Source organism: Burkholderia ubonensis subsp. mesacidophila (genome assembly GCF_002097715.1).
Lineage (GTDB): Bacteria > Pseudomonadota > Gammaproteobacteria > Burkholderiales > Burkholderiaceae > Burkholderia > Burkholderia mesacidophila.
Window position 1 is genome coordinate 290,851 of the sequence record NZ_CP020739.1, and the last position, 19,100, is coordinate 309,950.

Sequence of the window (19,100 nt, forward strand, 5' to 3'; positions counted from 1 at the left end):
CCGTATGAAGATCTTCGATGCCTCGATCCTGAACCTGCCGTTTTACGACGCCGCGCACCGCACGCTCGCCGCCGACCTCGAAGCGTGGGTCGACGCGCACGCGTACCTGCCGCGCGAATACGCGCACCTGAGCCCGTCCGAACGCGGCCGCGTCTACACGCGCGTGCTCGGCGAGCACGGCTGGCTGCGCTACGCGGTCGACCCGGCGCCGGGCCGCACGCGGCCCGACGTGCGCAGCCTGTGCCTGATCCGCGAGGCGCTGTCCTATCTCGACGACCTCGTCGACTTCGCGTTCGCGATCCAGGGCCTCGCGGCCGCGCCGATCGCGTGGTTCGGCGCCGATGCGCAGCGGGCCGCGTGGCTCGGCGCGCTGCGCGACGGCAGCGCGGTCGGCTCGCTCGCGCTGTCCGAGCCCGACGTCGGCTCGAACCTCGCGGCGCTCACGGTGGCCGCCGAGCGCACGCCGGACGGCTATGCGGTCAACGGCCGCAAGACCTGGGTGTCGAACGGCACGATCGCGACACATCACGCGGTGCTGCTGCGCACCGGCGACGGGCCCGGCGGGCTCGGCCTGAGCTTCCTGTCGGCGCCGGCCGCGACGCCGGGGCTCGCGGCGACCGAGATCGAGCTGGTCGCGCCGCGCGCGTTCGCGAGCCTGACGTTCGACCGCGTCGCGCTGCCCGGCGACGCGCTGATCGGCGCGTCCGGCGCGGGCTTCCGCTATGCGATGGAGATCCTGAACCTGTACCGCGTGACGGTGGGCGCGACCGCGCTCGGCTTTGCGCGGCGCGCGCTCGCCGCGTCGCTCGACTGGTCGCGCCAGCGCGCGGTCGCGGGCGGCAAGCTGATCCAGCAGCAGTTCACCGTCGACAAGCTGGCCGGGATGGCGACCTTCGCCGACGCCGCCGCGCTGCTCGTCGCGCGCGCGGCGTGGGAGTTCGACACGGGCGTGGCCGATGTCGCCGCGCACGCGAGCATGGCGAAGCTGTTCGCGACCGACGGCGTCGCGCAGGTGGTCGACGACACCGTGCAGCTGTTCGGCGCGGCCGGCCTCGTCGCCGGCTCGACGCCCGAGCAGCTGTACCGGCAGGTGCGCGCGCTGCGCATCTACGAAGGCACGTCGGAAATCCAGAAGATCGTGATCGCGGGCAGCGTCTCGCGGCCGCGCAAATGAGCGCGGGGACGAGGGTGGGCGACGGGCGCGCGGTGCTCGTGACGGGCGGCACGCGCGGCATCGGCCTCGCGATCGTGCGCCGGCTCGCGGCGGCCGGCTGGCGGGTCGCGGCGTCGTATCGCGGCGATGCGGCAGCCGGCGCACGGCTCGCCGATGCGCTGGCGAGCGCCGGCGTCGAGCACGCGGTGCTGCAGGCGGACGTGACCGAGCCGGACGCGGTGCGCGGGCTCGTCGCCGACGTCGTCGCGCGCTTCGGTGGGCTCGATGCGCTCGTCAACAACGCGGGAATCGTCGACGACGCGCCGTTCGTCACGCTGCCGCGCGAGCGCTGCGCGAACGTGCTGCGCACCAACCTGCTCGGCGCGATCCGCACGACCGGCGCGGCGCTGCCGCACCTGCTGAAGTCGGCGCGGCCGGCGGTCGTCAACGTCGCGTCGCTCGGCGGCGTCGTCGGCAAGGAAGGGCAGGTCGCGTACGCGGCGAGCAAGGGCGGGCTGATCGGCTTCACGCAATGGCTCGCGCGCCGCTACGGCGACACGGGGCTCGCGGCGAACGCGGTCGCGCCGGGCTTCATCGACACCGACATGATCGCGGCGCTCACGCCCGCGATGACCGCGCACATCGTCGGCGGCAGCGCGGCGAAGCGCATCGGGCGCGCGGACGAGGTCGCGCAGGCCGTGCAGTTCCTGCTCGAGCCCGGCTACCTGCACGGCACGACGCTGCGCGTCGACGGCGGCTTCAACCGGTGACCCGGACATCGGGTCTTCATCAGGATCAACCCGGCAACGGACACGCATCATGCGAACAATCGAAGACGACACGACGCTCGACTACGAAGTGGGCTACGCGGACACCGACGCGGGCGGCATTGTCTACCACGCGCGCTACATCGAGATGGCGGAGCGCGCGCGCAACCGGCTGATGCGCGCGGCCGGCTACTCGTTCGCGCGGCTCGCGGACGACGGCGCGCTGTTCATCGTGCGCCGCGTCGAGGCCGTGTATCACGCGAGCGCGTGGCTCGAGGACCGGCTGACGCTGCGCGCGCGGATCGCGAGCGTGTCGGTGTCGCGCTCGGTGTGGGTGACCGACGTCGCGCGCGACGGCGCGCCGATCGCGCAGGTCACGATCGAGATGGTCGCCGTCGACCGCGCGACGCGGCGCGCGGTGCCGCATCCGCCCGCGCTGATCGACTGCCTCGCGCCGTATGCGGCGCAGCGCGCCGGAGCGCCGGCATGACGGCCGCCACCGAAGCGGGCCTCGCGCTCGCCGCCGCCGACGTGCTGCGCTGCCTGCCGCACCGGCCGCCGTTCCTGTTCGTCGATCGCGCGCAAGTCGCGGCGGACGGGCGCGCGATCGTCGGGCACCGGACTTTCGCGCCCGACGAGCCGTGCTTCGCCGGGCATTTTCCCGGCGATCCGCTGGTGCCGGGCGTCGTGCTGATCGAGTTCGTCGCGCAGACGGCCAACCTGCTGGTCGGCCATCTCGCGGGCGGCGAGGCGCGCTGCCATCTCGTCGGCGTGCGCAACGCGCGCTTCGTGCAGCCGGTGCGGCCCGCGCAGGCGCTCGAGGCGCACGTGCGCGCGGGGCCCGACGGCGCGCTGCCGCGCGCGGGCGGCATCGCGACGTTCGACGCGACCGTGCTGCGCGGCGGCGAGCGCTGCATGAGCGCGAGCGTGACGATTTACCTGACGCAGTAACCCAATCCGCCCGGCTTGCGCCGGGCCTTCAACCCGAATGGAGACGCACATGAGCCAGCCTTGGACGAAGGACCAGGTGATCGACGTGATCAGGACGGAGCTGCTGCCGGCGCTCGAATCGGTGGCCGGCGTGGCGGCGGAATCGATCGGCGTGGAGACCGCGCTGCTCGACAACGGGCTCGCGCTCGATTCGCTCGACGTGCTCGACCTGCAGGTGGCGCTCGAGCGCCGCTTCGGCGTGAAGCTGCCGGTGCTGAACCGGCAGCTGATCGACGGCCCGCGCAACAGCGTCGGCGGCCTCGCGGACCTCGTGCTCGACCATCTGCCGCAGGTCACGGCTTGAGCGCGCGGGTGCTGGTGATCGACGCGCACGGCCCGGTCGAGCGCGCGCTCTGCGCGTGCCTCGCCGAAGCCGGGCTGCGGGTCGTCGCGCACGTCGCGGACGACGGCGCGGCGGACTTGCCGGCGCTGCCGGGCGTGCGGATCGTGCGCGCGGCCGATCCGGCCGCCGCGCTCGATGACTGGAACGAGACGCACGGGCCGTTCGACCGGATCGTGTTCGGCCAGCCGCGCGATGTGCGCGCGGGTTCGGATGCTCAGGAGGACGATCCGTTCGACGCGCTCGCGGACGGCGTCGAAACGCGGCTCGATGCGTTCCTCGCGACGCTGCAGGCGGCGTCGGCGCTCGCGCTGCGGCGCGGCGACGGCGCGCAGATCTGGGCGCTGACGCAGGACGACAGCGTCGGCTATTACCTGGACACCGCGCCCGGCGCGCTGCCGGTCGACGTGCGCGCGCGGCACGCCGCGCTGAAGAGTCTCGGCAAGGAGATGCTGCGCTTCGGCGTGCGGGTGAACGTCGCGCACCTGCAGCCCGTCGCTGAGGCGGCGGACCCGAGCGCATGGCACGCGGCGCGCGACGGCCTGAAGGCGTTTGCGCTGCGGTTCCGGCCGTCGTCCGCGGCGTCCGTCGCGGCCGCGCTCACCGCGTGGATCGCGCGCGACGACCTGCCGCTCGCCGGCATGGTGGTGCCGATCGGCATCGGTTTTGCGGAGAACAACGTGTGACGACCGGCGCATTTCTGATCGGCGTCGCCGCCGTCGTGTCGAACCACGCGGAGCTCGGCCGGCGTGACGGGTCCGGGCCCAGCTCCACCTTGTCGGCATCGAGCATCGCAACTGGCCACTGCATTCGACCAATACAGCGAGTGCCGCCCGTATAGAGATCCGATATTTAAATACTGCTCTCGCGCTTCGCGAGGAATATACGGATTTTGAGATTCGATCATATAATGAATTTGTCAGGATGGAGTTTGTTATCTGACAAATTTGCGAGCTTCAAATCGCATCATGCGGTCGGGGTCTTCTTTATATGCGGTGAAAATTCAACAAGGAGATGCTTATGAAATCGGTACGTATGGGCGTGATTTTGTTTATGTGTGGCGCTGGTGTGGCCGGTGAGTCAGTGATTGCTTCGGAATTATTTCAGTCATCCGGAGTCGCTGCGAATAATGTTTCAAGCGCCAGCGAAAAGATCGGGGGCTTTAAATTAGATGCCGCGCAGCAAGCCGAGCTCGATCAGGCGCTTGGCTCCTATCCCCGGCAAAACTACCAGGGGCCGTACTTCGGAGCAACGCCATACTGGAATCCAGGCTCGGGTCCTTTTTGTCTCTATAATTGCCCCCCGCCTGTAGGCAGCGTATCGGCATCGCCTCAACAAGTCAGTGTTCCACCAAATGGGACGGGCGCAACGACGTTGCACTGGACATGGGATGAATCGCGCGCCAAACCGATTGCCGAATATGCATGCCTTTGGGTTAGCGCCGGCAACGAGCCCAATGCTCACATGGTGGATTGTGAACATCCTGGTAACCAATATACGGTCAATGTTTCCTGGATCGCTGCTGGCACGTATACATTCTGGGTCGCTCTAGGTAATCCCAAGGGCGGGCCTTCTACTGTGCCAATTGCCAATCTGATTCGATTTGCTCAGACAACCGTTGTAGGTATTTCTCAATAATTTCCGTAACACGACCGATAGCGCCAATAGTTAAGAAAAGCAACCCGGCTACGGCCGGGTTCCGTGTGATCCTGCGCCGAATTCACGTATAGCAACGCTACATCCGCCCCGGCTCGCCGCGCATCATCACGCGCCGTACCAGCGCGCGCCATTGCGCGGCACGCACCGGCGCACATGGGCGTTCGAGCGTCGCGATCCGTAGCCGCGGCGGCACGCGCATCCCGTCCGGCGGCGGGCCGTCCATCCTGCACACAGCGAAGCCATGACGGGCGAACGTCGCGTGACGATCGTCGCAATCGGGGAACACCGCGCAGCGCACGGCCGCGCAGCCGTCCAGTTCGGCCAGCGCGGCGATCCGCGCCAGGAGCGCGCCGAGCACGTCGGCGGCGTGCGCGCCGTCGCGTACGTACAGCCGGCGGATCTCGCGCGGGCTTCCGGGCCCGCTGCCGGCCGCGACAGCCGCCACGGCCGCGCACCCGAGCGGCACGCCGTCGACGCGCGCGACGTACACCGCGCCGTGCGGCGGCGCGTACGGGCCCGGCAGCGACGTCAGCTCCGCGCCGAGCCGCGGCATCGTCACACCGTGCCGCAGCAGCGCCATTTCATATTCGAGCAGCAGGTCCTGCACGATTTCCTCGTCGTCTGGAAACGTCGCGACGCGCACGTCGACCGAACGCGCGCGCGCCGCGGCGTCGAGCCGGGCCGGAAGCGAGGAGGAAAACGCGGAGGAAAGCGTCATGGGCGTCACCCGCAGAGCGAGAAGCCGGTGAGCAGCGACAGGAGCGCGGACGGCGTCAGGTAGCCCGCGAAGCTCCACGCGACGAGCGCGAGCAGGCCGAGCCACACGGCCCCGATGCGCGCGATGCGCATCATGCGGGCAGCGCGGCCGGAGCGGACCGCGTGGCTTCCGGGATGGAGTGCGGCACTCATGCGGGCTGGGCCGCCGCCGGCACGGCGAGCCGTGCGACGCGCTGGTCGTTGATCGGCAGGTGCAGCAGCCCGGCGATCACGCCGAGCGCGATCGAGCCGTACCACAGCAGGTCGTACGAGCGGGTCGCGTCGTACACGACGCCGCCGAGCCACACGCCGAAGAAGCTGCCAAGCTGATGGCCGAAGAACACGAGGCCGAACAGCGTCGTGATGTAGCGCACGCCGAACACCTGCGACACCACGCCGTTCGTCAGCGGCACCGTGCCGAGCCAGGTGAGCCCCATCACGAACGAGAACACGTAGAGGCTCGCATGCGTGAGCGGCAGGAGCACGAACAGCGCCATCGCGGCCGAGCGGATGAAGTAGATGCCCGCCAGCAGGTACTTGCGCCGCAGGAAGCCGCCCGCGTAGCCGCACAGGAACGTGCCGATCGTGTTCGCGAGCGCGATCGTCGCGAGCGCGATGCTTGCCTCGCGCGCGGTCATGCCCTTGTCGAGCAGGTACGCGGGCATGTGCGCGGCGATGAACGCGAGCTGGAAGCCGCACGCGAGAAAGCCGAGATTGAGCAGCCAGAAGCCGCGGTGCGACAGCGCTTCCTTCATGGCCGCGCGGATCGTCTGGTCGTGGCAGCCTTCGGCGCCGCGCGTGACCGGGCGATCGCGCAGCCAGCCGGCGAGCGGCGCGGTGGCGAGCAGCACGACGGCCAGCACGACGATCGCCGACACCCAGCCGAACTTGCCGATCATCCCCTGTGCGAGCGGCACCATGCAGAACTGGCCGAGCCCGCCGATCGTGCCGGCGACGCCGAGCGCCCAGCCGCGCTTGTCCGCCGCGAAGAGCCGCGACAGCGCGCCGTACACTGCGCCGAACGCGGTGCCCGACAGCGCCACGCCGACCAGCACGCCGGTGCCGAGCGTGTAGACGCCCGTCGTCGCCGCGTGCGCCATCACGAGCAGGCCGAGCGCGTACAGCACCGCACCCGCGAAGATCACCCGCGCCGACCCGAAGCGGTCGGCGATCATTCCCGTGAACGGCTGCGCGATGCCCCACAGCAGGTTCTGCAGCGCGAGCGCGAGGCCGAACACTTCGCGCGACCAGCCGCGGTCGAGCGTGACCGGCATCAGGAACAGCCCCTGCACGTTGCGCACGCCGAGCGCCGCGCCCATCACGATGCCGCCCGCGATCACGAGCAGCCAGCGTCGTTTCCACGCCTCTTCAGGTCCGATCACCGTCGTCTCCTTCCCCTGTTGGATTCGTTCATGCGCGCGTCGCACGCAGGCGACGATCGTTCGGCTATTAGAGCGCCGGCCGGACCGTTCCCTCAAGTGACTCTTCAGGCGGCTTCGCATGCACGGCGCGCATGCGAAGCGATCAGCCGGGGTCAGCCGGCGCCGCCGTCGAAGCGCAGCTTGCGCACCACGCGGTCGCGCACCGGCGCGCTGAACGTCAGCTTCACGAGCCACACGCCGTCCATTTCCAGCGCGAGCCGCGCGCGGTAGCGCCCCGGGCGGCCGTCGGGCGCCGCGTCGACCGGCGTGAGGTTGTGCGCCATCGGCATCGACGGCATGTCGGCCGTCACCGTGAAGCGCGCGCCGTCGACGGGCGCATGCGTGCGCGGGTCGGCGAGATCGATCGCGCAGTCGTAGGCGGAGGCGGCGCCGGCGGGCGCGCACGCGATCCGCGCGTCGGGCGGTGCGGCCTGCGCGGCGGGCACGGCCGTGGACAGCACGGCAAGCGCCGCGGCGGCGCGCGCGACGTAGCGAGGAAGGGCGGGATTCAAGAGGGCCACGTTTGCTCCGGTTGGCGTCGCGCCGCGCGGCGGCGTGGGCGTCGCAGCGGCAGCCGCAGCGACGCGACGAGGGTTTCGTCGATCAGCCCGCGCGGGCGCACGACGAGGATCGCCGCGACGAGCCCGCCGAACACGATCATCCGGTAGCCGTGAAACAGCCGGCTGCCCTCGAGCAGGCCGAGATCGACGGCGACGCCCGCGAACGGCCCGAGCGGCGCGCCGAGCCCGCCGATCAGCGCGTACGACAGCCCGTGGATGCCGAGCATCACGTCGAAGTTGTCCGGTTCGATATAGGTGTTGCAGTGCGCGTACAGCGCGCCGCCGAGCGCCGCGATTCCGCCCGCGAGCGCCGCCGCGCCGAGCTTCGTGCGTCGCACGTCGATGCCGAGCGCGCCCGCGAGCGCCGGGTCCTCGCCGGTCATCCGCAGCGCGCGGCCGAAGCGCGTGCGTTCGAGCACGACGAGCCCGGCGAACACGAGCGCGAGCACGCTCCATACGACCAGCGCGACGTCGCCGGGCGTCATCCCGTGCTCGAACACGTAGCGGATGCCGGCGAAGCCTTCCGCGCCGTTCGGGCCGACCGGCTCGCCGTCCGCGCCGGGCCGCTGCACGCGCACGACCGCCAGCGCCTGGCGCACCGTTTCCGCGGCCGCGAGCGTCGCGAGCGAGAAGCCGAGTGCGCGCAGCCGCAGCGTCAGCGCGCGCAGCACGAGCCCGGCGACGACGCCGACCGCGGCGGCGAGCGCGAGCGCGCCCGCGAGCGGCCACGCCAGGAGCACCGTCGCCGCCGCGCCCGCATATGCGCCGAGCGCGAACGGCGCCTGCTGGCCGAACGACCAGTCGCCGCCGATCGCGAGCACGTACGCGGACAGCGCGAGAAACGCCAGCAGCCCGAAGTTCGCGAGCAGCGTCATTGGCCGGCCTCGACGCGGCCGAGCAGCGCGGCGCGCGCGCGGGTGCCGGGCACGAGCGACGCGAGCCCGCCGGGCCGCACGCACAGCACCGCGAGCAGCAGCAGGTTCGATGCGAGATCGCGGTATTCGGCGCCGACCCGGGCCTGCAGCACGGTCTCGACCGCGCCGAGCGCGAGCCCGCCCGCGATCGCGCCCGGCAGCGAGCCGAAGCCGCCGAGCACGGCGGCGGCGAGCCCCTTGAGCGTCGCCCACATCGCGAACATCGCGCTCACCTGGCCCTGGAGGCCGGCGATCAGGCAGCCGCCGAGCGCACCGAGCGCCGCCGCGAGCGCGAACACCCGCGCCGACACGCGGCGCACGTCGACGCCCATGAACGTGGCGGCCGCGGCGTCGTCGACGACCGCGCGCACCGCGAGGCCGAACCGGGTCCGGTGGATCAGCAGCCAGCAGCCGAGCGTCGCGAGCGCGGCACAGCCGAGCGCGATCGCGTGGTCCGCGCGCAGCGGGCCGGCCTGCCACGCGGCCGGCAGCCGCGCGAACGGCGACGGGAACGGGTTCGTGTGCGCGGGCAGCAGCAGCGCGCTCGCTTCCTCGACCTGCATCCACACGGCGAAGCTGGCGGCCATCGCGGTGACGTTCGCGCCGCCGCGATGCGGCGCGAAGCACAGGCGCTCGACGTACAGGTTCGCGACGAGCGTCGCCGTCACCGCGACGAGCGGCGCGGCGATCAGCGCGGCGACGGGCGGCAGCGGCGCCGTCAGCCGGATCGCGGCGTACAGCCCGAACATCACGGTTGCGCCGTACGCGAGGTTCACGCGCCGCAGCACGCCGAACACGAGCGTGAAGCCCGACGCGAGCAGCGCATACGATGCGCCGAGCGCAAGGGCGTCGAACGGCAGCGGGCCCATGTCAGGCTGCCGCGAAGCCGGGTTGCGGCGCCGGCGCGTCGCCGAGATACGCGCGGCACACGGCCGGATCGGCGAGCACGCGTGCGGGCTCGCCGGCCGCGAGCACACGGCCGCGTTCGAGCACGACGATGCGCTCGGCGAGCTGCGCGACGAAGCCGACCAGGTGCTCGACCAGCACGATCGCGACGCCGCGCGCGCGCAACGCGGCGAGCCGTTCGCGCAGCGTCGCCAGTTCGTCCGCGTCGAGCCCCGACGCCGGTTCGTCGACCAGCAGCACGCGCGGGCGCAGCGTCAGCGCGCGCGCCAGTTCGAGCCGGCGCCGCTCCGCGAAGGTCAGCGTTGCCGCGAGCGCGTGCCGCCGGTGCGCGAGCGCCGCGTCGAGCAGCGCGGCGTCGGCGGCGTCATGACCGGCCACGGCGAGGTTGTCGCGCACCGACAGCCGCTCGAACACCCGCGGCTGCTGCGACGTCCATGCGATGCCGAGCGCGACGCGCCGCCACGCGGGCATGCGCGTCACGTCGGCGCCCGCGAAGCGGATCGTGCCGGCCGTCGGACGCAGCGTACCCGCGACGAGGCCGAGCGTCGTGCTCTTGCCGGAGCCGTTCGGCCCGATCAGGCCGACGGTCTCACCCTCGGCGACGTCGAAGTCCAGCCCGTCGACCGCGCACACGTCGCCGAAGCGGCACGCCACGCCGCGCAGCGCGACGAGCGGCTGCGTCACGGCTGGCGGACCGCCGGCGCGGCGCCTGCAAGCTCGCTGCGCGGCGCGGGCCGCTCGATCACCGTCCACACGTTGCGGCGCGCCTCGACGAGCACGAACGGCTTGATCGACTCGCGGTCCGCCGTGCGCTTCACCGGGCCGAGCAGGCCGTCGGCCGTCTTCATCGCGGCGAGCCCTGCGCGAATCTTCTCGCGGTCGGCCTGCACGGTGTCGGGCTTCGCCAGCACGCCGCGCGTTTCGATCGCGGCGCGGATCATGGTGAGGATCTCCCACGCGGCCATGCTGTGCAGGTCCGCGTAGCCGCCGTAGCGGGCGGTCTCGTTCGCGGCCTTCTGCGCGTCCGGGTTGATCGTCGCGAAGCTGGTCGGGATCACGAGCCCCTCGGCCGCCGGCCCGCACACCCTCAGCAGCTCGGGCGTCGAGCTGCTCGTGAGACCGACCAGCACCTTCGGCCGCACGCCCTGGCGCTGCATCTCCTTCAGCACGCCGCATGCCGAGTACGGGTGCGCGGAGATCGCGACGACGTCGGCATTCGCCGCCTTGATCGCCCGCACCTGCTCGGCGAAGTTGGTGTCGTCGAGCAGCCAGCGCGTCTCCCCGAGCACGTCGAAGCCGGCCGCCTGCGCGCGCGGCTTCATCACCTGGTACCAGGTCTGGTTCGAGTGGACGAAGTTCTGCTCGACGCCGCCGTACACGGTGCGCGCGTCAGGGTGCTCGCGCCGGACCCACGCGAACACGTCGTCGTACATCGCATTCTCGTCGGGAATGTTGCGGAACGACCAGTCGGACATTTTCGCGAGGCCGATCTTCATCGCGACGTCGGTGAAGACGGGCAACTGCAGGCCGGAATCGGCCGCGTCGCCGGCCTTCTTCTGCAGCGAGCCGTACACCGCCTGCACGACCGGCGAACAGGTCGTGCCGACCGCCGCCAGCGTGTCGGTCTGCGCGAGGCGCCGCACGATGTCCACGCCTTCGGTCGGCTTGCAGTTGTCGTCGAGGTAGCTGATCTCGATGCGACCGCGCGCGCCGTCGCCGAGCTTCACGCCGCCCGCGCGATTGATGTCGTCGGCGGCCGCGCGCAGCGCGGCCTCGCTGTTGACGCCGAACGGGCGCAGCACGCCCGACGTCGCGCCGAAGCCGGTGATCCGGATCACGCGCTCTTCGGCGGCAGCGCGGCCTGCGCCGGCGAGCGTCGCCAGCGCGAGCGCGGCGGCCAGCCAGGGTTTGAGGTGTTTCATCGTGATATGCCTCCTGATGCGCGGCGGGCGGACGCTCGGCTCGGGCGCCGCGGACGCTGCGGTGCGGTCGTTGGAACGCCGTCGATTTCACCGCGTTGCGCCGAGCGCGGACAACTACCAGCTTTGGTAGTTGGCGGCGCGGCGCGGAGTGCGCGAAGGTCTCAGGGGGCGGGCGAGCGGGCGTGGCTCGCCGGAATGCTATGCGGCGGGCGACGGCGCGGCGTCGTTGCCCGCGGCCGTGCGGGCCTCGTCGACGATCCAGTCGACCACCGCGCGCACGTCGGCGCGCAGCGTCTCGTCGGCCTGGCACAGCCAGTACGCGTGGCCGGAGGTGCGGCCCGCGGGCGCGCCGCCGATCGCGACGAGCTGGCCGTCCGCGAGCAGCGGCTCGATCAGCGCGCGGCGGCCGAGCGCGATCCCGCGGCCGGCGAGCGCCGCCTGGATCACCTGGTCGTACTGGTTGAAGCGCAGGATGCCGCGCGGCCGCAGCGCGTCGAGGCCGAGCGCGCTCAGGTGATCGGACCATTGCAGCAGCGGCCGGCGCGCGCCGTCGAATTCGAGCAGCACGTGGCGGGCGACGGTGTCCGCGTCGAGCATCGTGATGCCGAGCGACGCATGCGCGACCGGCACGATCGTCTCGTCGAACAGGTGGATCGCGCCCGGCGGCGCGCCGCTCGGCGGCGCATAGCGGATCGCGAGGTCGATCCCTTCGGTGCGCGCGTCGAGCAGCCGGTCGGTCGCGGCGACCCGCAGGTCGATGTCGGGATGGCGGCGCTGCAGGTTGCCGAGGCGCGGCAGCAGCCACAGCGCGGCGACGCCGATGCTCGCGGTGACCGTGACCGGCTGGCGGGTCTTCGGATGCGTCAGCAGGTCGACGACCTCCTGCATCTGCTGCACCGCGCCATCCGCCGCGCGGAACAGCCGCTCGCCTTCGGCGGTGAAGGTGATCGCGCGGTAGCCGCGGTTCAGCAGCCGCACGCCGAGCGCTTCCTCGAGCGCGTTGACCTGACGGCTGACCGCCGACTGGGTGAGGCAGAGGTCCTGGGCCGCGAGCGTGATGCTCATGCGTCGGCCGACCGCGACGAAGCCGCGGACCAGATCGAGCGACGGTAGCCGGACGAGAGGGACTGCCATGCGCGCTCCTCATGCGAGAGATGCAAGAAGATTGATTGAGCGAAACCGCCCAGTCAAGTGAAATAGGCGATGTGGCGTATTCGCGTGGGTCGTGCGCGGTCTTGGCGGTGCGACACGCATGACACTCGGGCATGTGGAGACTTTCGAATGAGCGATAAGAAGAACACGAGCATCGCCGAGCCGGAATCGATCGCGCTGACGGCGGCCGACGGCTATCCGATCAACGGCTTCGTCTGGCGCCATCGCGCGGGCCAGGAAGATGGCGAGCCGCGGCCCGTCGTGATCGTGAACGCGGCGACGTCGGTGCGCTGCCGCTACTATTTCCGGTTTGCCGCCTACCTGCACCGGCACGGCTACGACGCGATCGTGTACGACTACCGCGGGATCGGCGAATCGCGGCCCGCGCAGCTTGCGCGGCTCGACGCGACGTGGCTCGACTGGGGCGAGCGCGATTTCGAGGCGGTGCTGCGCTATGCGCTCACCGAGTTTCCGGGCCAGCCGATCGACGTGGTCGCGCACAGCATCGGCGGCTTCGTCGCCGGTCTCGCGCCGTCGAACCACCTGGTGCGCCGCGTGTTCACGATGGGCGCGCAGTACGCGCACTGGCGCGACTACGCGCCGCGCAGCAAGCTCGCGATGCTGTGGAAGTGGCATGTCGTGATGCCGGCGCTGACCGCGCTGTTCGGCTACTTTCCGGCCAAGCGTCTCGGCTGGATGGAGGACACGCCGAAGGGCGTCGCGCTGTCGTGGAGCCGCAGCCGGCCGGATTTCGAGGACACCTACCGGCGCGCGCCGATCGCGCGCGACGACGCGCAGCGCCGCGCACTCGTCCGCCGCTTCGCCGGGATGCGCGCGCAGGTGCTCGCCGCGAGCGTCACCGACGACCCGTTCGGCACGATTGCCGCGATCGAACGGCTGCTGCGGTATTTCACGCGCAGCAGCGTCGTGCATCTGCGGATTCCGCCGGATTCGATCGGCGTCGACAGCATCGGCCATTTCGCGTTCTTCCATAGCCGCTTCGAATCGACGCTGTGGCCGATTCCGCTCGGCTGGCTGAAGACCGGGACGCTCGCGCCGGCAACGCCCGGCCGGATCGTGTCCGAGCGCGACGCGCCGAGGCAGGCCGATGCGGAGCCGGCGGTCGAGCATCAGATCGTGCTGTTGTGAGCGGGCGGGTTGCCCTGCCGAACGAGGAGCGGGTTTGCTGCTGAGTCCACACGAAATCGCCGCGCTGATGGTGCTGGCCTGCACGCCGTGCCGGCTGGACGGGGAGCTGCCGGAGGTCCGTGCGCTGCTCGGCCGCGGCCTCGTGCAGCTCGACGCCGATGCGAGCGGGCACGCGCGCGTGCGGCTGTCGGTTCAGGGGCGGGACGTCGTGTCGCGGCTGGTGTCGACGCCGCCTGCGTCGGAGTAGTGGTCAGCGCGTACCGGGGTGCCGGTAGTCGGGATCGTCAGGTCCAGCCTTCGCCGAACACGTCGCCCAGCACGCGGGATTTCCACTGGCATTCGCGCCATTCGAGCTCCGCTTCGGAATCGAACACCACGCCGCCGCCGACGCCATACACGCCGGCGCCATTGCTTTCCAGCACGAGCGTCCGGATGGCAACGTTCAGCGAGAAATCCCCGTTGGGCGCCATCCATCCGATGCTGCCGCAATAGAGGCCGCGATCCGCCATTTCAAGTTGCCGGATGCGGCGCATGGCGGCGATCTTGGGCGCGCCGACGACCGAGCCGCACGGGAAGAGTGCGCGCAACACGTCGAAGAACGCGGTGTGCCCGATATCCGCGTTGATCGTCGAAGTCAGCGTCCAGATGGACGGGTAGCGTTCGAGATCGAACAGCTTCTCGACGGTGACCGAGCCGGTGCGGGCGATCCTGCCCATGTCGTTGCGCAGCAGGTCGACGATCATCGCATTCTCGGCGCGGTCCTTTGAGCTTGCCTGCAGCGTGCGCGCGGACATCCGGTCCTCTTCCGGATCCCGATGCCGGGGAGCGGTGCCCTTCATCGGACGGCTCGTCAGGATTCCTGCGGAGCGGGACAGGAAAAGCTCGGGCGAGAAGGACAATACATACGACTCGCCGTCGTCGATATAGGCTGCGTGCGATACCGGGTGCAGATTGATCAGGTTGCGATAGAGCGACTCCGGGTCACCGTCGAACCTGACGTCGACCGGAAGCGTGTAGTTGATCTGGTAGACATCCCCATTCTCGATCGAGCGCTTGATGGCCGAGATCTTTTCCCGGTATTCGTCGAAACCGATTCTCGGGCGAGCACTGAGAATGCGGCTGGATCGGTGGACCGGCAGGGATTGCCACGCGGGCTCGTTCGACGCGCTCTCGAAGACGAGGGCGGTCAGGCGAGGCGTGGCGTTGTCCGTCGCATGCGCACTGCCTTCCTTCAACGCCGGTTCGAGCCACTCGCCGAGGGAATAGGCGAGCTTGAGAGCGATCCAGCGCCCTTCTTGCTGTGCCTTGTCGATATCGGCGATGGCTTGCGGCAGCTCGTCTGCTGTCCTGGCGGATATTGTCTTGACGAATCCATGCAGCGCAAGGGCGCTGCCCCGGATGGCATCTTCAAAGCGACAGGTAACCATCAAACTTCCCGCGCGACGAGTGTGCCGGCTCCTGAAAGATGCATGGTCGAGCAGCATGGTCCGGAAATCGGGAGGCAATCGGAGGAGCGGGAGAGGGTGGGCATATTCCTGACCGTCGAATGGTTCAAAGGGAAATAGGCCCAGGCGCGCGGCAAGACGAATCACGTCGCGCTTCCCGATAGTGTTCTATCTCGTGGCGCCAGTTACGCGACGCGCGGATTCTCTCATACTCCGGGATACCATTGCGTCCCGCTCGCTACGGCAGCCACATCGGGATGATCGAGATGACGAGCAGCAGCGCCAGCATCCCGTTGAGCAGCCGCCATTGAAGATCGGTTCGCAGCAGCCGGGCGAACAGCAGCCCGGCGGCGCACCACACTGACAGCGACGCCATGGCGGCGACGCCGAACGCGCAGCCGAGCAACACGCCCAGTCGAAGCGGACCGGGCGCGAGCGCTGCAAACGATGCGGCCGCGCCGAGCGTCATCGCCCATCCCTTCGGGTTGTGCCACAGCATCCAGACGCCGCTCGCGAAGCCGGCCGGCTTGCGCAGATGCGCGTCGAGACGCGGCGCGCCGCTGCGGCCGATGCGCGATGCGAGCCACACCAGATAGCACGAGCCGATCGCTTTCATGCCGAGCTGCAGCGCGGGGATCGCCAGCATGATGCCGCCGAGCCCCGCGGCCGCGGCGGCGGCCATCGACGCGAGGCCCGCCGCGATGCCCGCCATGTAGGGCAGCGACCGCCGAAAGCCGAAATGGGCGCCCGATGCGGTCGCCAGGGTCGTTGCGCCGCCCGGCGTAACGGTGGAGACGATGACGAACAGGAACAGCGGCAGGTAATCGTGAAGCGGCACATGGTCTCCCGGCGGTCGAAGATGACGATCTGCTTTTTTACCCGCGTGCCGCGCGTTGAAACAGCGAATGTTCGTGATGCGTGCCATTAGCCGCCATAATGCCGGGATGCCACGCAATCTCGACATCGCTTTGCTCCGCGCCTTCGTCACGGTCGCCGACCGCGGCAGCATGACGGCTGCCGGCCACGTGCTGCATCTGACGCAAGGCGCGGTCAGCCAGCAGATCGCGCGGCTCGAGGCGCTGTCCGGGCCGTTGTTCGTTCGCGAGTATCGCGACCTGCGCCTGACCGCGGCGGGGGAGCGGATGCTGGGGCACGCGCGGCGCCTGCTGGACGTTCACGATGCGTTGTGGACGGACATGACGGCGGGCGCGGTGGACGGTGTGGTTCGCCTCGGTGCGCCGCAGGACCTCGTCGGCGCGCGCCTCGGTCCGATCCTGAAGGGCTATGCGCAGGCGCATCCGCAGGTGGAGCTTGCGCTGACGTGTGCGGCTTCGCCGGCATTGATGATTGCGCTCGAGCGCGGGGAAATCGACGTGGCGCTGATCGAGGAGCCGGCGGGCGCGTCGCGCGGGGAATGCATTGCCGTGGATCGGCTGGTGTGGGTCGGCGCGCGCGGCGGAAGCGCGTACCGGATGCAGCCGCTGCCGGTGTCGATGGTGGATGAGACTTGCGGGTTTCGGCAGGTGGTGCTCGATGCGCTGCGCGAACGCGGGCGAGCGTGGCGGACCGTGTTCGAAAACGGCAGCATCGATGCGACGGCGGCGACGGTGCGCTCGGATCTGGCGGTGACGGCCTGGCTGGCGTCGACGGTTCCGGACGGGCTCGATGTCCTGCCGTCGGAAAGCGGGTTGCCTGAATTGCCGGGGTTCGCGATCAACCTGCATGTGTCGCGGGGGCAGGGGTCGGCGGCGGTGGGGGAGTTGGCGCGGTGTTTGAAAGAGGGGTTGGGGCGGCAGGCGGCGTGATTGGCGTCCGTCCCGGTGATCGAAATCCGGTGGATTTGCGCCGATTGTGCCGCATGCCGTCGCGGACAGGAACCAAGGCCGGATACCCAATGAGAAACTGCACAAAGGCCACCTGCCCGGGGCAGGAAGCACCGGATCACGCCGTTCTGGAAAGGGTCATCAGCGCGAGCGTGCCAACGCGAATTGCCTGTGACGGCTCTGCTCGATGACCGGATAAGAAACCGTTGCCTTACCCAATCAACCCGGATGGGCTCGACCAAGAAAAAAGGCGATTGCCATCAAGCAATCGCCTGAAACCATCGGCTGGTACTAAAGGCCACCCAGCACAGACGGGACACGGCCATACAGCCGCGCCTAAGGCACCTGAGGCCGAGTAGGTGCCTGCGCCGGAAAGCGCAGGGCTATCTCGGCGACCATTCGCATGAACTCGGTCGGGACCTCTGCAAGAGATCGGTCATCTCGCGCCGCGGTCACGTTGCCGAGTGATCAGAAACGGGTCCCGGCTCCTGCCCGCGATCCACAGAGGCGGTCTGCCTCGACCACACCACGTCGCGCCGGTTTCAGGGTCGCGGTACTTCGGGGCGACCGAACCACGGTATTTCCCGCGACCACCGCTCGGTTTTGCCCGGCCAAAGATGTCTTCCGCGGAAATGCCGTACTGAAAGACGGTCTGGCGTATTGCCTTGATCGCGTCCGCTGCTTCCTTTTTCCGTGCAATCTCGGCCGCTTCCTCAACCGACTTCAATCTGGCCCGGAGCTCTCGATAGGTTTCAGAATTCAGTTCGCTCATTTTTACTTCGCCTATATAAATGTCCATCCCTGATCATTGAATTCGACGAGATGTTCCGCTCGCATGATCGGTTCAGTCTTTGCGCGGGGTCCAACATACCGTTGCGATGAAGCTGAGGGCAGCGGTTCCCATCACGTAAAACGCCGGGGCAAGATTGTTCTGCGTTGCTGCAATCGCCCAGGTGAGGATGGCTGCGGAAAAGCCGCCGAACGTGATGACGGCAAGGTTGTACGAAATCGAAATGCCCGTGGAGACGATCTGACGCGGAAACGTATCGCTCAACGCAGCGAGGATCGGCCCTTCATAGCACGCGATAACAAGCCCGAATACAACCTGGAACAGCAGCAGCGAATGCAGCCCGGGGCTCGCATTCAGGAACTTGAACATCGGGTGCGCAACGACGATGGCCATGACGAGCGCCCCCATGAGAAACCGGCGCCGTCCGTATCGATCGGAAAGATGGCCAAAAACGGGCGTGACGAAAAGCACGATCGACGCCCCGACGAGCACGGCGATAAACCCCGTCGATGCCGGCAGGTGCAGCACCTTCGTTGCATACGTGGGGATATAGAACAGCAGGACGTATGAGCAAACGGTCCAGAAGATCACCAGACCGAATCCGATCAACGTTTCGCTCTTCCACCGACGCGCAATCTCGATCACCGGCGTGCGCTCGCGAACGCGGGAAACGTCCTCCGTGGAATCATGCGCCTGGTTGCGGATGTAGATGCCGAGCGGCCCCAGGCACAAGCCGATCAGGAACGGAATGCGCCACCCCCATGACTCGACTTGATCCACGCTCAGGTACTTGACGAGCACGACCGCCAGAACCGACGCAAGAATGATCGCAAATCCGATGCTCGCCTGAATCCAGCTGGTGTAATAGCCCAGTCGCCCGGCGGGCACGCTGTCCCTCAGAAATCCGGTGGCGCCGCCCATTTCGCCGCCGGCGGAAAAGCCTTGCAGCAGGCGCGCGCACACGATCATCAATGGCGCGAAAATGCCGGCGTCCTTGTAGGTCGGCGCAAAAGCAATCAGCGCCGTGCCGATCGTCATCAGCGTTATCGTGATCACCAGGGTTGCACGACGCCCGATCTTGTCCGCCATGCCGCCGAGGATGATGCCGCCCACCGGCCGCATGAAAAATCCGACGCCGATCGTGGAAACGGACAGCAGCAGGGACAGGTTGTCGTCCGAGGTCGGGAAGAACAGTTTCGCAATAATGACGGAAAAGAAGCCATAGGAAATAAAATCGAACCACTCGAATCCATTTCCGATGATGACGGCGACGACGGCCTTGGTCCTTTCCTGTGCGGTGGAGTCGCGCCTGCTCTCGTGCAAGCCAACGGTGGTTTCCATATTCTTGTGCCC

General features: G+C 69.2%; 23 protein-coding genes and 1 riboswitch. Of the genes, 10 read left to right on the forward strand and 13 right to left on the reverse strand.

Translation table 11 applies throughout. From position 1 onward, the window contains the following. The first annotated feature begins 4 nt into the window (after window positions 1–4). The 7 genes from B7P44_RS33610 to B7P44_RS36945 all read left to right on the forward strand — a co-directional run bounded on the left by B7P44_RS33610 (window position 5) and on the right by B7P44_RS36945 (window position 4,888). Window positions 5–1,174 carry an acyl-CoA dehydrogenase family protein gene (locus B7P44_RS33610; RefSeq protein ID WP_084910342.1) on the forward strand — a complete coding sequence of 390 codons (1,170 nt, stop codon included), beginning with the start codon at window positions 5–7 and terminating at the stop codon, window positions 1,172–1,174. Then, window positions 1,171–1,923 carry an SDR family NAD(P)-dependent oxidoreductase gene (locus tag B7P44_RS33615; RefSeq protein WP_084910343.1) on the forward strand — a complete coding sequence of 251 codons (753 nt, stop codon included), beginning with the start codon at window positions 1,171–1,173 and terminating at the stop codon, window positions 1,921–1,923. Before B7P44_RS33610 ends, B7P44_RS33615 begins: the two co-directional genes overlap by 4 nt. A gap of 49 nt (window positions 1,924–1,972) precedes the next feature. After that, complete coding sequence (locus B7P44_RS33620) at window positions 1,973–2,410, forward strand: acyl-CoA thioesterase (RefSeq protein WP_084910344.1); 438 nt, start codon at window positions 1,973–1,975, stop codon at window positions 2,408–2,410. Then, the gene (locus B7P44_RS33625) at window positions 2,407–2,871 is read left to right on the forward strand and encodes a 3-hydroxyacyl-ACP dehydratase FabZ family protein (protein WP_084910345.1); all 465 of its coding nucleotides are present in this window, start codon (window positions 2,407–2,409) and stop codon (window positions 2,869–2,871) included. Before B7P44_RS33620 ends, B7P44_RS33625 begins: the two co-directional genes overlap by 4 nt. A gap of 49 nt (window positions 2,872–2,920) precedes the next feature. Continuing rightward, complete coding sequence (locus tag B7P44_RS33630; RefSeq protein ID WP_084910686.1) at window positions 2,921–3,214, forward strand: acyl carrier protein; 294 nt, start codon at window positions 2,921–2,923, stop codon at window positions 3,212–3,214. Further along, window positions 3,211–3,936, forward strand: coding sequence for a hypothetical protein (locus tag B7P44_RS33635; RefSeq protein ID WP_231716876.1), 726 nt, complete (start codon window positions 3,211–3,213; stop codon window positions 3,934–3,936). The genes B7P44_RS33630 and B7P44_RS33635 overlap by 4 nt, the downstream gene beginning before the upstream one ends. A 334-nt stretch (window positions 3,937–4,270) precedes the next feature. Further along, the gene (locus tag B7P44_RS36945; protein WP_133118009.1) at window positions 4,271–4,888 is read left to right on the forward strand and encodes a hypothetical protein; all 618 of its coding nucleotides are present in this window, start codon (window positions 4,271–4,273) and stop codon (window positions 4,886–4,888) included. 97 nt (window positions 4,889–4,985) lie between these two features. On the opposite strand, the gene B7P44_RS33640 is transcribed toward B7P44_RS36945, so the two are convergent. The 9 genes from B7P44_RS33640 to B7P44_RS33680 all read right to left on the reverse strand — a co-directional run bounded on the left by B7P44_RS33640 (window position 4,986) and on the right by B7P44_RS33680 (window position 12,522). Next, the gene (locus B7P44_RS33640) at window positions 4,986–5,627 is read right to left on the reverse strand and encodes a hypothetical protein (protein ID WP_084910346.1); all 642 of its coding nucleotides are present in this window, start codon (window positions 5,625–5,627) and stop codon (window positions 4,986–4,988) included. A gap of 5 nt (window positions 5,628–5,632) precedes the next feature. After that, window positions 5,633–5,818 (reverse strand): hypothetical protein, encoded by a 186-nt coding sequence (locus tag B7P44_RS33645; protein ID WP_084910347.1) that lies wholly within the window; start codon window positions 5,816–5,818, stop codon window positions 5,633–5,635. Then, window positions 5,815–6,984 carry an MFS transporter gene (locus B7P44_RS33650; protein ID WP_231716879.1) on the reverse strand — a complete coding sequence of 390 codons (1,170 nt, stop codon included), beginning with the start codon at window positions 6,982–6,984 and terminating at the stop codon, window positions 5,815–5,817. The genes B7P44_RS33645 and B7P44_RS33650 overlap by 4 nt, the downstream gene beginning before the upstream one ends. A 215-nt stretch (window positions 6,985–7,199) precedes the next feature. After that, window positions 7,200–7,607, reverse strand: coding sequence for a FixH family protein (locus tag B7P44_RS33655; protein ID WP_084910348.1), 408 nt, complete (start codon window positions 7,605–7,607; stop codon window positions 7,200–7,202). Then, window positions 7,595–8,521: a branched-chain amino acid ABC transporter permease gene (locus tag B7P44_RS33660; RefSeq protein ID WP_084910349.1), complete on the reverse strand. Its 927-nt coding sequence runs from the start codon at window positions 8,519–8,521 to the stop codon at window positions 7,595–7,597. The genes B7P44_RS33655 and B7P44_RS33660 overlap by 13 nt, the downstream gene beginning before the upstream one ends. After that, window positions 8,518–9,429: a branched-chain amino acid ABC transporter permease gene (locus B7P44_RS33665; RefSeq protein ID WP_084910350.1), complete on the reverse strand. Its 912-nt coding sequence runs from the start codon at window positions 9,427–9,429 to the stop codon at window positions 8,518–8,520. Before B7P44_RS33665 ends, B7P44_RS33660 begins: the two co-directional genes overlap by 4 nt. A 1-nt stretch (window position 9,430) precedes the next feature. Next, entirely contained in the window at window positions 9,431–10,150 is a 720-nt protein-coding gene (locus tag B7P44_RS33670) for an ABC transporter ATP-binding protein (RefSeq protein WP_084910351.1), read from the reverse strand. Beyond that, window positions 10,147–11,388, reverse strand: coding sequence for an ABC transporter substrate-binding protein (locus tag B7P44_RS33675; RefSeq protein WP_084910352.1), 1,242 nt, complete (start codon window positions 11,386–11,388; stop codon window positions 10,147–10,149). Before B7P44_RS33675 ends, B7P44_RS33670 begins: the two co-directional genes overlap by 4 nt. Before the next feature lie 198 nt (window positions 11,389–11,586). Beyond that, a complete protein-coding gene (locus B7P44_RS33680; protein ID WP_084910353.1) occupies window positions 11,587–12,522 on the reverse strand; it encodes a LysR substrate-binding domain-containing protein in 936 nt (311 codons plus the stop codon). A 147-nt stretch (window positions 12,523–12,669) separates the two neighbouring features. On the opposite strand from B7P44_RS33680, the gene B7P44_RS33685 reads away from it, so the two are divergent. Both B7P44_RS33685 and B7P44_RS33690 read left to right on the forward strand, forming a co-directional pair. Next, complete coding sequence (locus B7P44_RS33685) at window positions 12,670–13,689, forward strand: alpha/beta hydrolase family protein (RefSeq protein ID WP_084910354.1); 1,020 nt, start codon at window positions 12,670–12,672, stop codon at window positions 13,687–13,689. Between the two features lie 34 nt (window positions 13,690–13,723). Then, entirely contained in the window at window positions 13,724–13,936 is a 213-nt protein-coding gene (locus B7P44_RS33690) for a hypothetical protein (RefSeq protein ID WP_084910355.1), read from the forward strand. A gap of 37 nt (window positions 13,937–13,973) precedes the next feature. Here the strand turns inward: B7P44_RS33690 and B7P44_RS33695 are convergent, their stop codons facing one another. Further along, a complete protein-coding gene (locus tag B7P44_RS33695; RefSeq protein WP_084910356.1) occupies window positions 13,974–15,116 on the reverse strand; it encodes an aminodeoxychorismate synthase component I in 1,143 nt (380 codons plus the stop codon). Window positions 15,117–15,247: 131 nt separating this feature from the next. Further along, a riboswitch (ZMP/ZTP riboswitch) is annotated at window positions 15,248–15,333 on the reverse strand. Window positions 15,334–15,372: 39 nt separating this feature from the next. Continuing rightward, complete coding sequence (locus B7P44_RS33700) at window positions 15,373–15,972, reverse strand: LysE family translocator (protein WP_084910357.1); 600 nt, start codon at window positions 15,970–15,972, stop codon at window positions 15,373–15,375. 106 nt (window positions 15,973–16,078) lie between these two features. On the opposite strand from B7P44_RS33700, the gene B7P44_RS33705 reads away from it, so the two are divergent. Then, on the forward strand, window positions 16,079–16,939 hold the full coding sequence (locus tag B7P44_RS33705) for a LysR substrate-binding domain-containing protein (protein ID WP_193834340.1): 861 nt from the start codon (window positions 16,079–16,081) through the stop codon (window positions 16,937–16,939). Between the two features lie 454 nt (window positions 16,940–17,393). On the opposite strand, the gene B7P44_RS33710 is transcribed toward B7P44_RS33705, so the two are convergent. Both B7P44_RS33710 and B7P44_RS33715 read right to left on the reverse strand, forming a co-directional pair. Then, window positions 17,394–17,729 carry an H-NS histone family protein gene (locus tag B7P44_RS33710; protein WP_084910693.1) on the reverse strand — a complete coding sequence of 112 codons (336 nt, stop codon included), beginning with the start codon at window positions 17,727–17,729 and terminating at the stop codon, window positions 17,394–17,396. A 72-nt stretch (window positions 17,730–17,801) separates the two neighbouring features. Further along, the gene (locus B7P44_RS33715) at window positions 17,802–19,088 is read right to left on the reverse strand and encodes an MFS transporter (protein WP_084910358.1); all 1,287 of its coding nucleotides are present in this window, start codon (window positions 19,086–19,088) and stop codon (window positions 17,802–17,804) included. Between the last annotated feature and the right edge of the window lie 12 nt (window positions 19,089–19,100).

Excerpts from the sequence above, each read along its gene's own strand:
- B7P44_RS33610 (WP_084910342.1), top strand. The coding sequence starts at position 5 with ATGAAGATCTTCGATGCCTCGATCCTGAACCTGCCGTTTTACGACGCC.
- B7P44_RS33615 (WP_084910343.1), top strand. The coding sequence starts at position 1,171 with ATGAGCGCGGGGACGAGGGTGGGCGACGGGCGCGCGGTGCTCGTGACG.
- B7P44_RS33620 (WP_084910344.1), top strand. The coding sequence starts at position 1,973 with ATGCGAACAATCGAAGACGACACGACGCTCGACTACGAAGTGGGCTAC.
- B7P44_RS33625 (WP_084910345.1), top strand. The coding sequence starts at position 2,407 with ATGACGGCCGCCACCGAAGCGGGCCTCGCGCTCGCCGCCGCCGACGTG.
- B7P44_RS33630 (WP_084910686.1), top strand. The coding sequence starts at position 2,921 with ATGAGCCAGCCTTGGACGAAGGACCAGGTGATCGACGTGATCAGGACG.
- B7P44_RS36945 (WP_133118009.1), top strand. The coding sequence starts at position 4,271 with ATGAAATCGGTACGTATGGGCGTGATTTTGTTTATGTGTGGCGCTGGT.
- B7P44_RS33640 (WP_084910346.1), bottom strand. The coding sequence starts at position 5,627 with ATGACGCTTTCCTCCGCGTTTTCCTCCTCGCTTCCGGCCCGGCTCGAC.
- B7P44_RS33645 (WP_084910347.1), bottom strand. The coding sequence starts at position 5,818 with ATGAGTGCCGCACTCCATCCCGGAAGCCACGCGGTCCGCTCCGGCCGC.
- B7P44_RS33650 (WP_231716879.1), bottom strand. The coding sequence starts at position 6,984 with ATGGGCGCGGCGCTCGGCGTGCGCAACGTGCAGGGGCTGTTCCTGATG.
- B7P44_RS33660 (WP_084910349.1), bottom strand. The coding sequence starts at position 8,521 with ATGACGCTGCTCGCGAACTTCGGGCTGCTGGCGTTTCTCGCGCTGTCC.
- B7P44_RS33665 (WP_084910350.1), bottom strand. The coding sequence starts at position 9,429 with ATGGGCCCGCTGCCGTTCGACGCCCTTGCGCTCGGCGCATCGTATGCG.
- B7P44_RS33675 (WP_084910352.1), bottom strand. The coding sequence starts at position 11,388 with ATGAAACACCTCAAACCCTGGCTGGCCGCCGCGCTCGCGCTGGCGACG.
- B7P44_RS33680 (WP_084910353.1), bottom strand. The coding sequence starts at position 12,522 with ATGGCAGTCCCTCTCGTCCGGCTACCGTCGCTCGATCTGGTCCGCGGC.
- B7P44_RS33685 (WP_084910354.1), top strand. The coding sequence starts at position 12,670 with ATGAGCGATAAGAAGAACACGAGCATCGCCGAGCCGGAATCGATCGCG.
- B7P44_RS33695 (WP_084910356.1), bottom strand. The coding sequence starts at position 15,116 with ATGGTTACCTGTCGCTTTGAAGATGCCATCCGGGGCAGCGCCCTTGCG.
- B7P44_RS33705 (WP_193834340.1), top strand. The coding sequence starts at position 16,079 with ATGCCACGCAATCTCGACATCGCTTTGCTCCGCGCCTTCGTCACGGTC.
- B7P44_RS33710 (WP_084910693.1), bottom strand. The coding sequence starts at position 17,729 with ATGAGCGAACTGAATTCTGAAACCTATCGAGAGCTCCGGGCCAGATTG.
- B7P44_RS33715 (WP_084910358.1), bottom strand. The coding sequence starts at position 19,088 with ATGGAAACCACCGTTGGCTTGCACGAGAGCAGGCGCGACTCCACCGCA.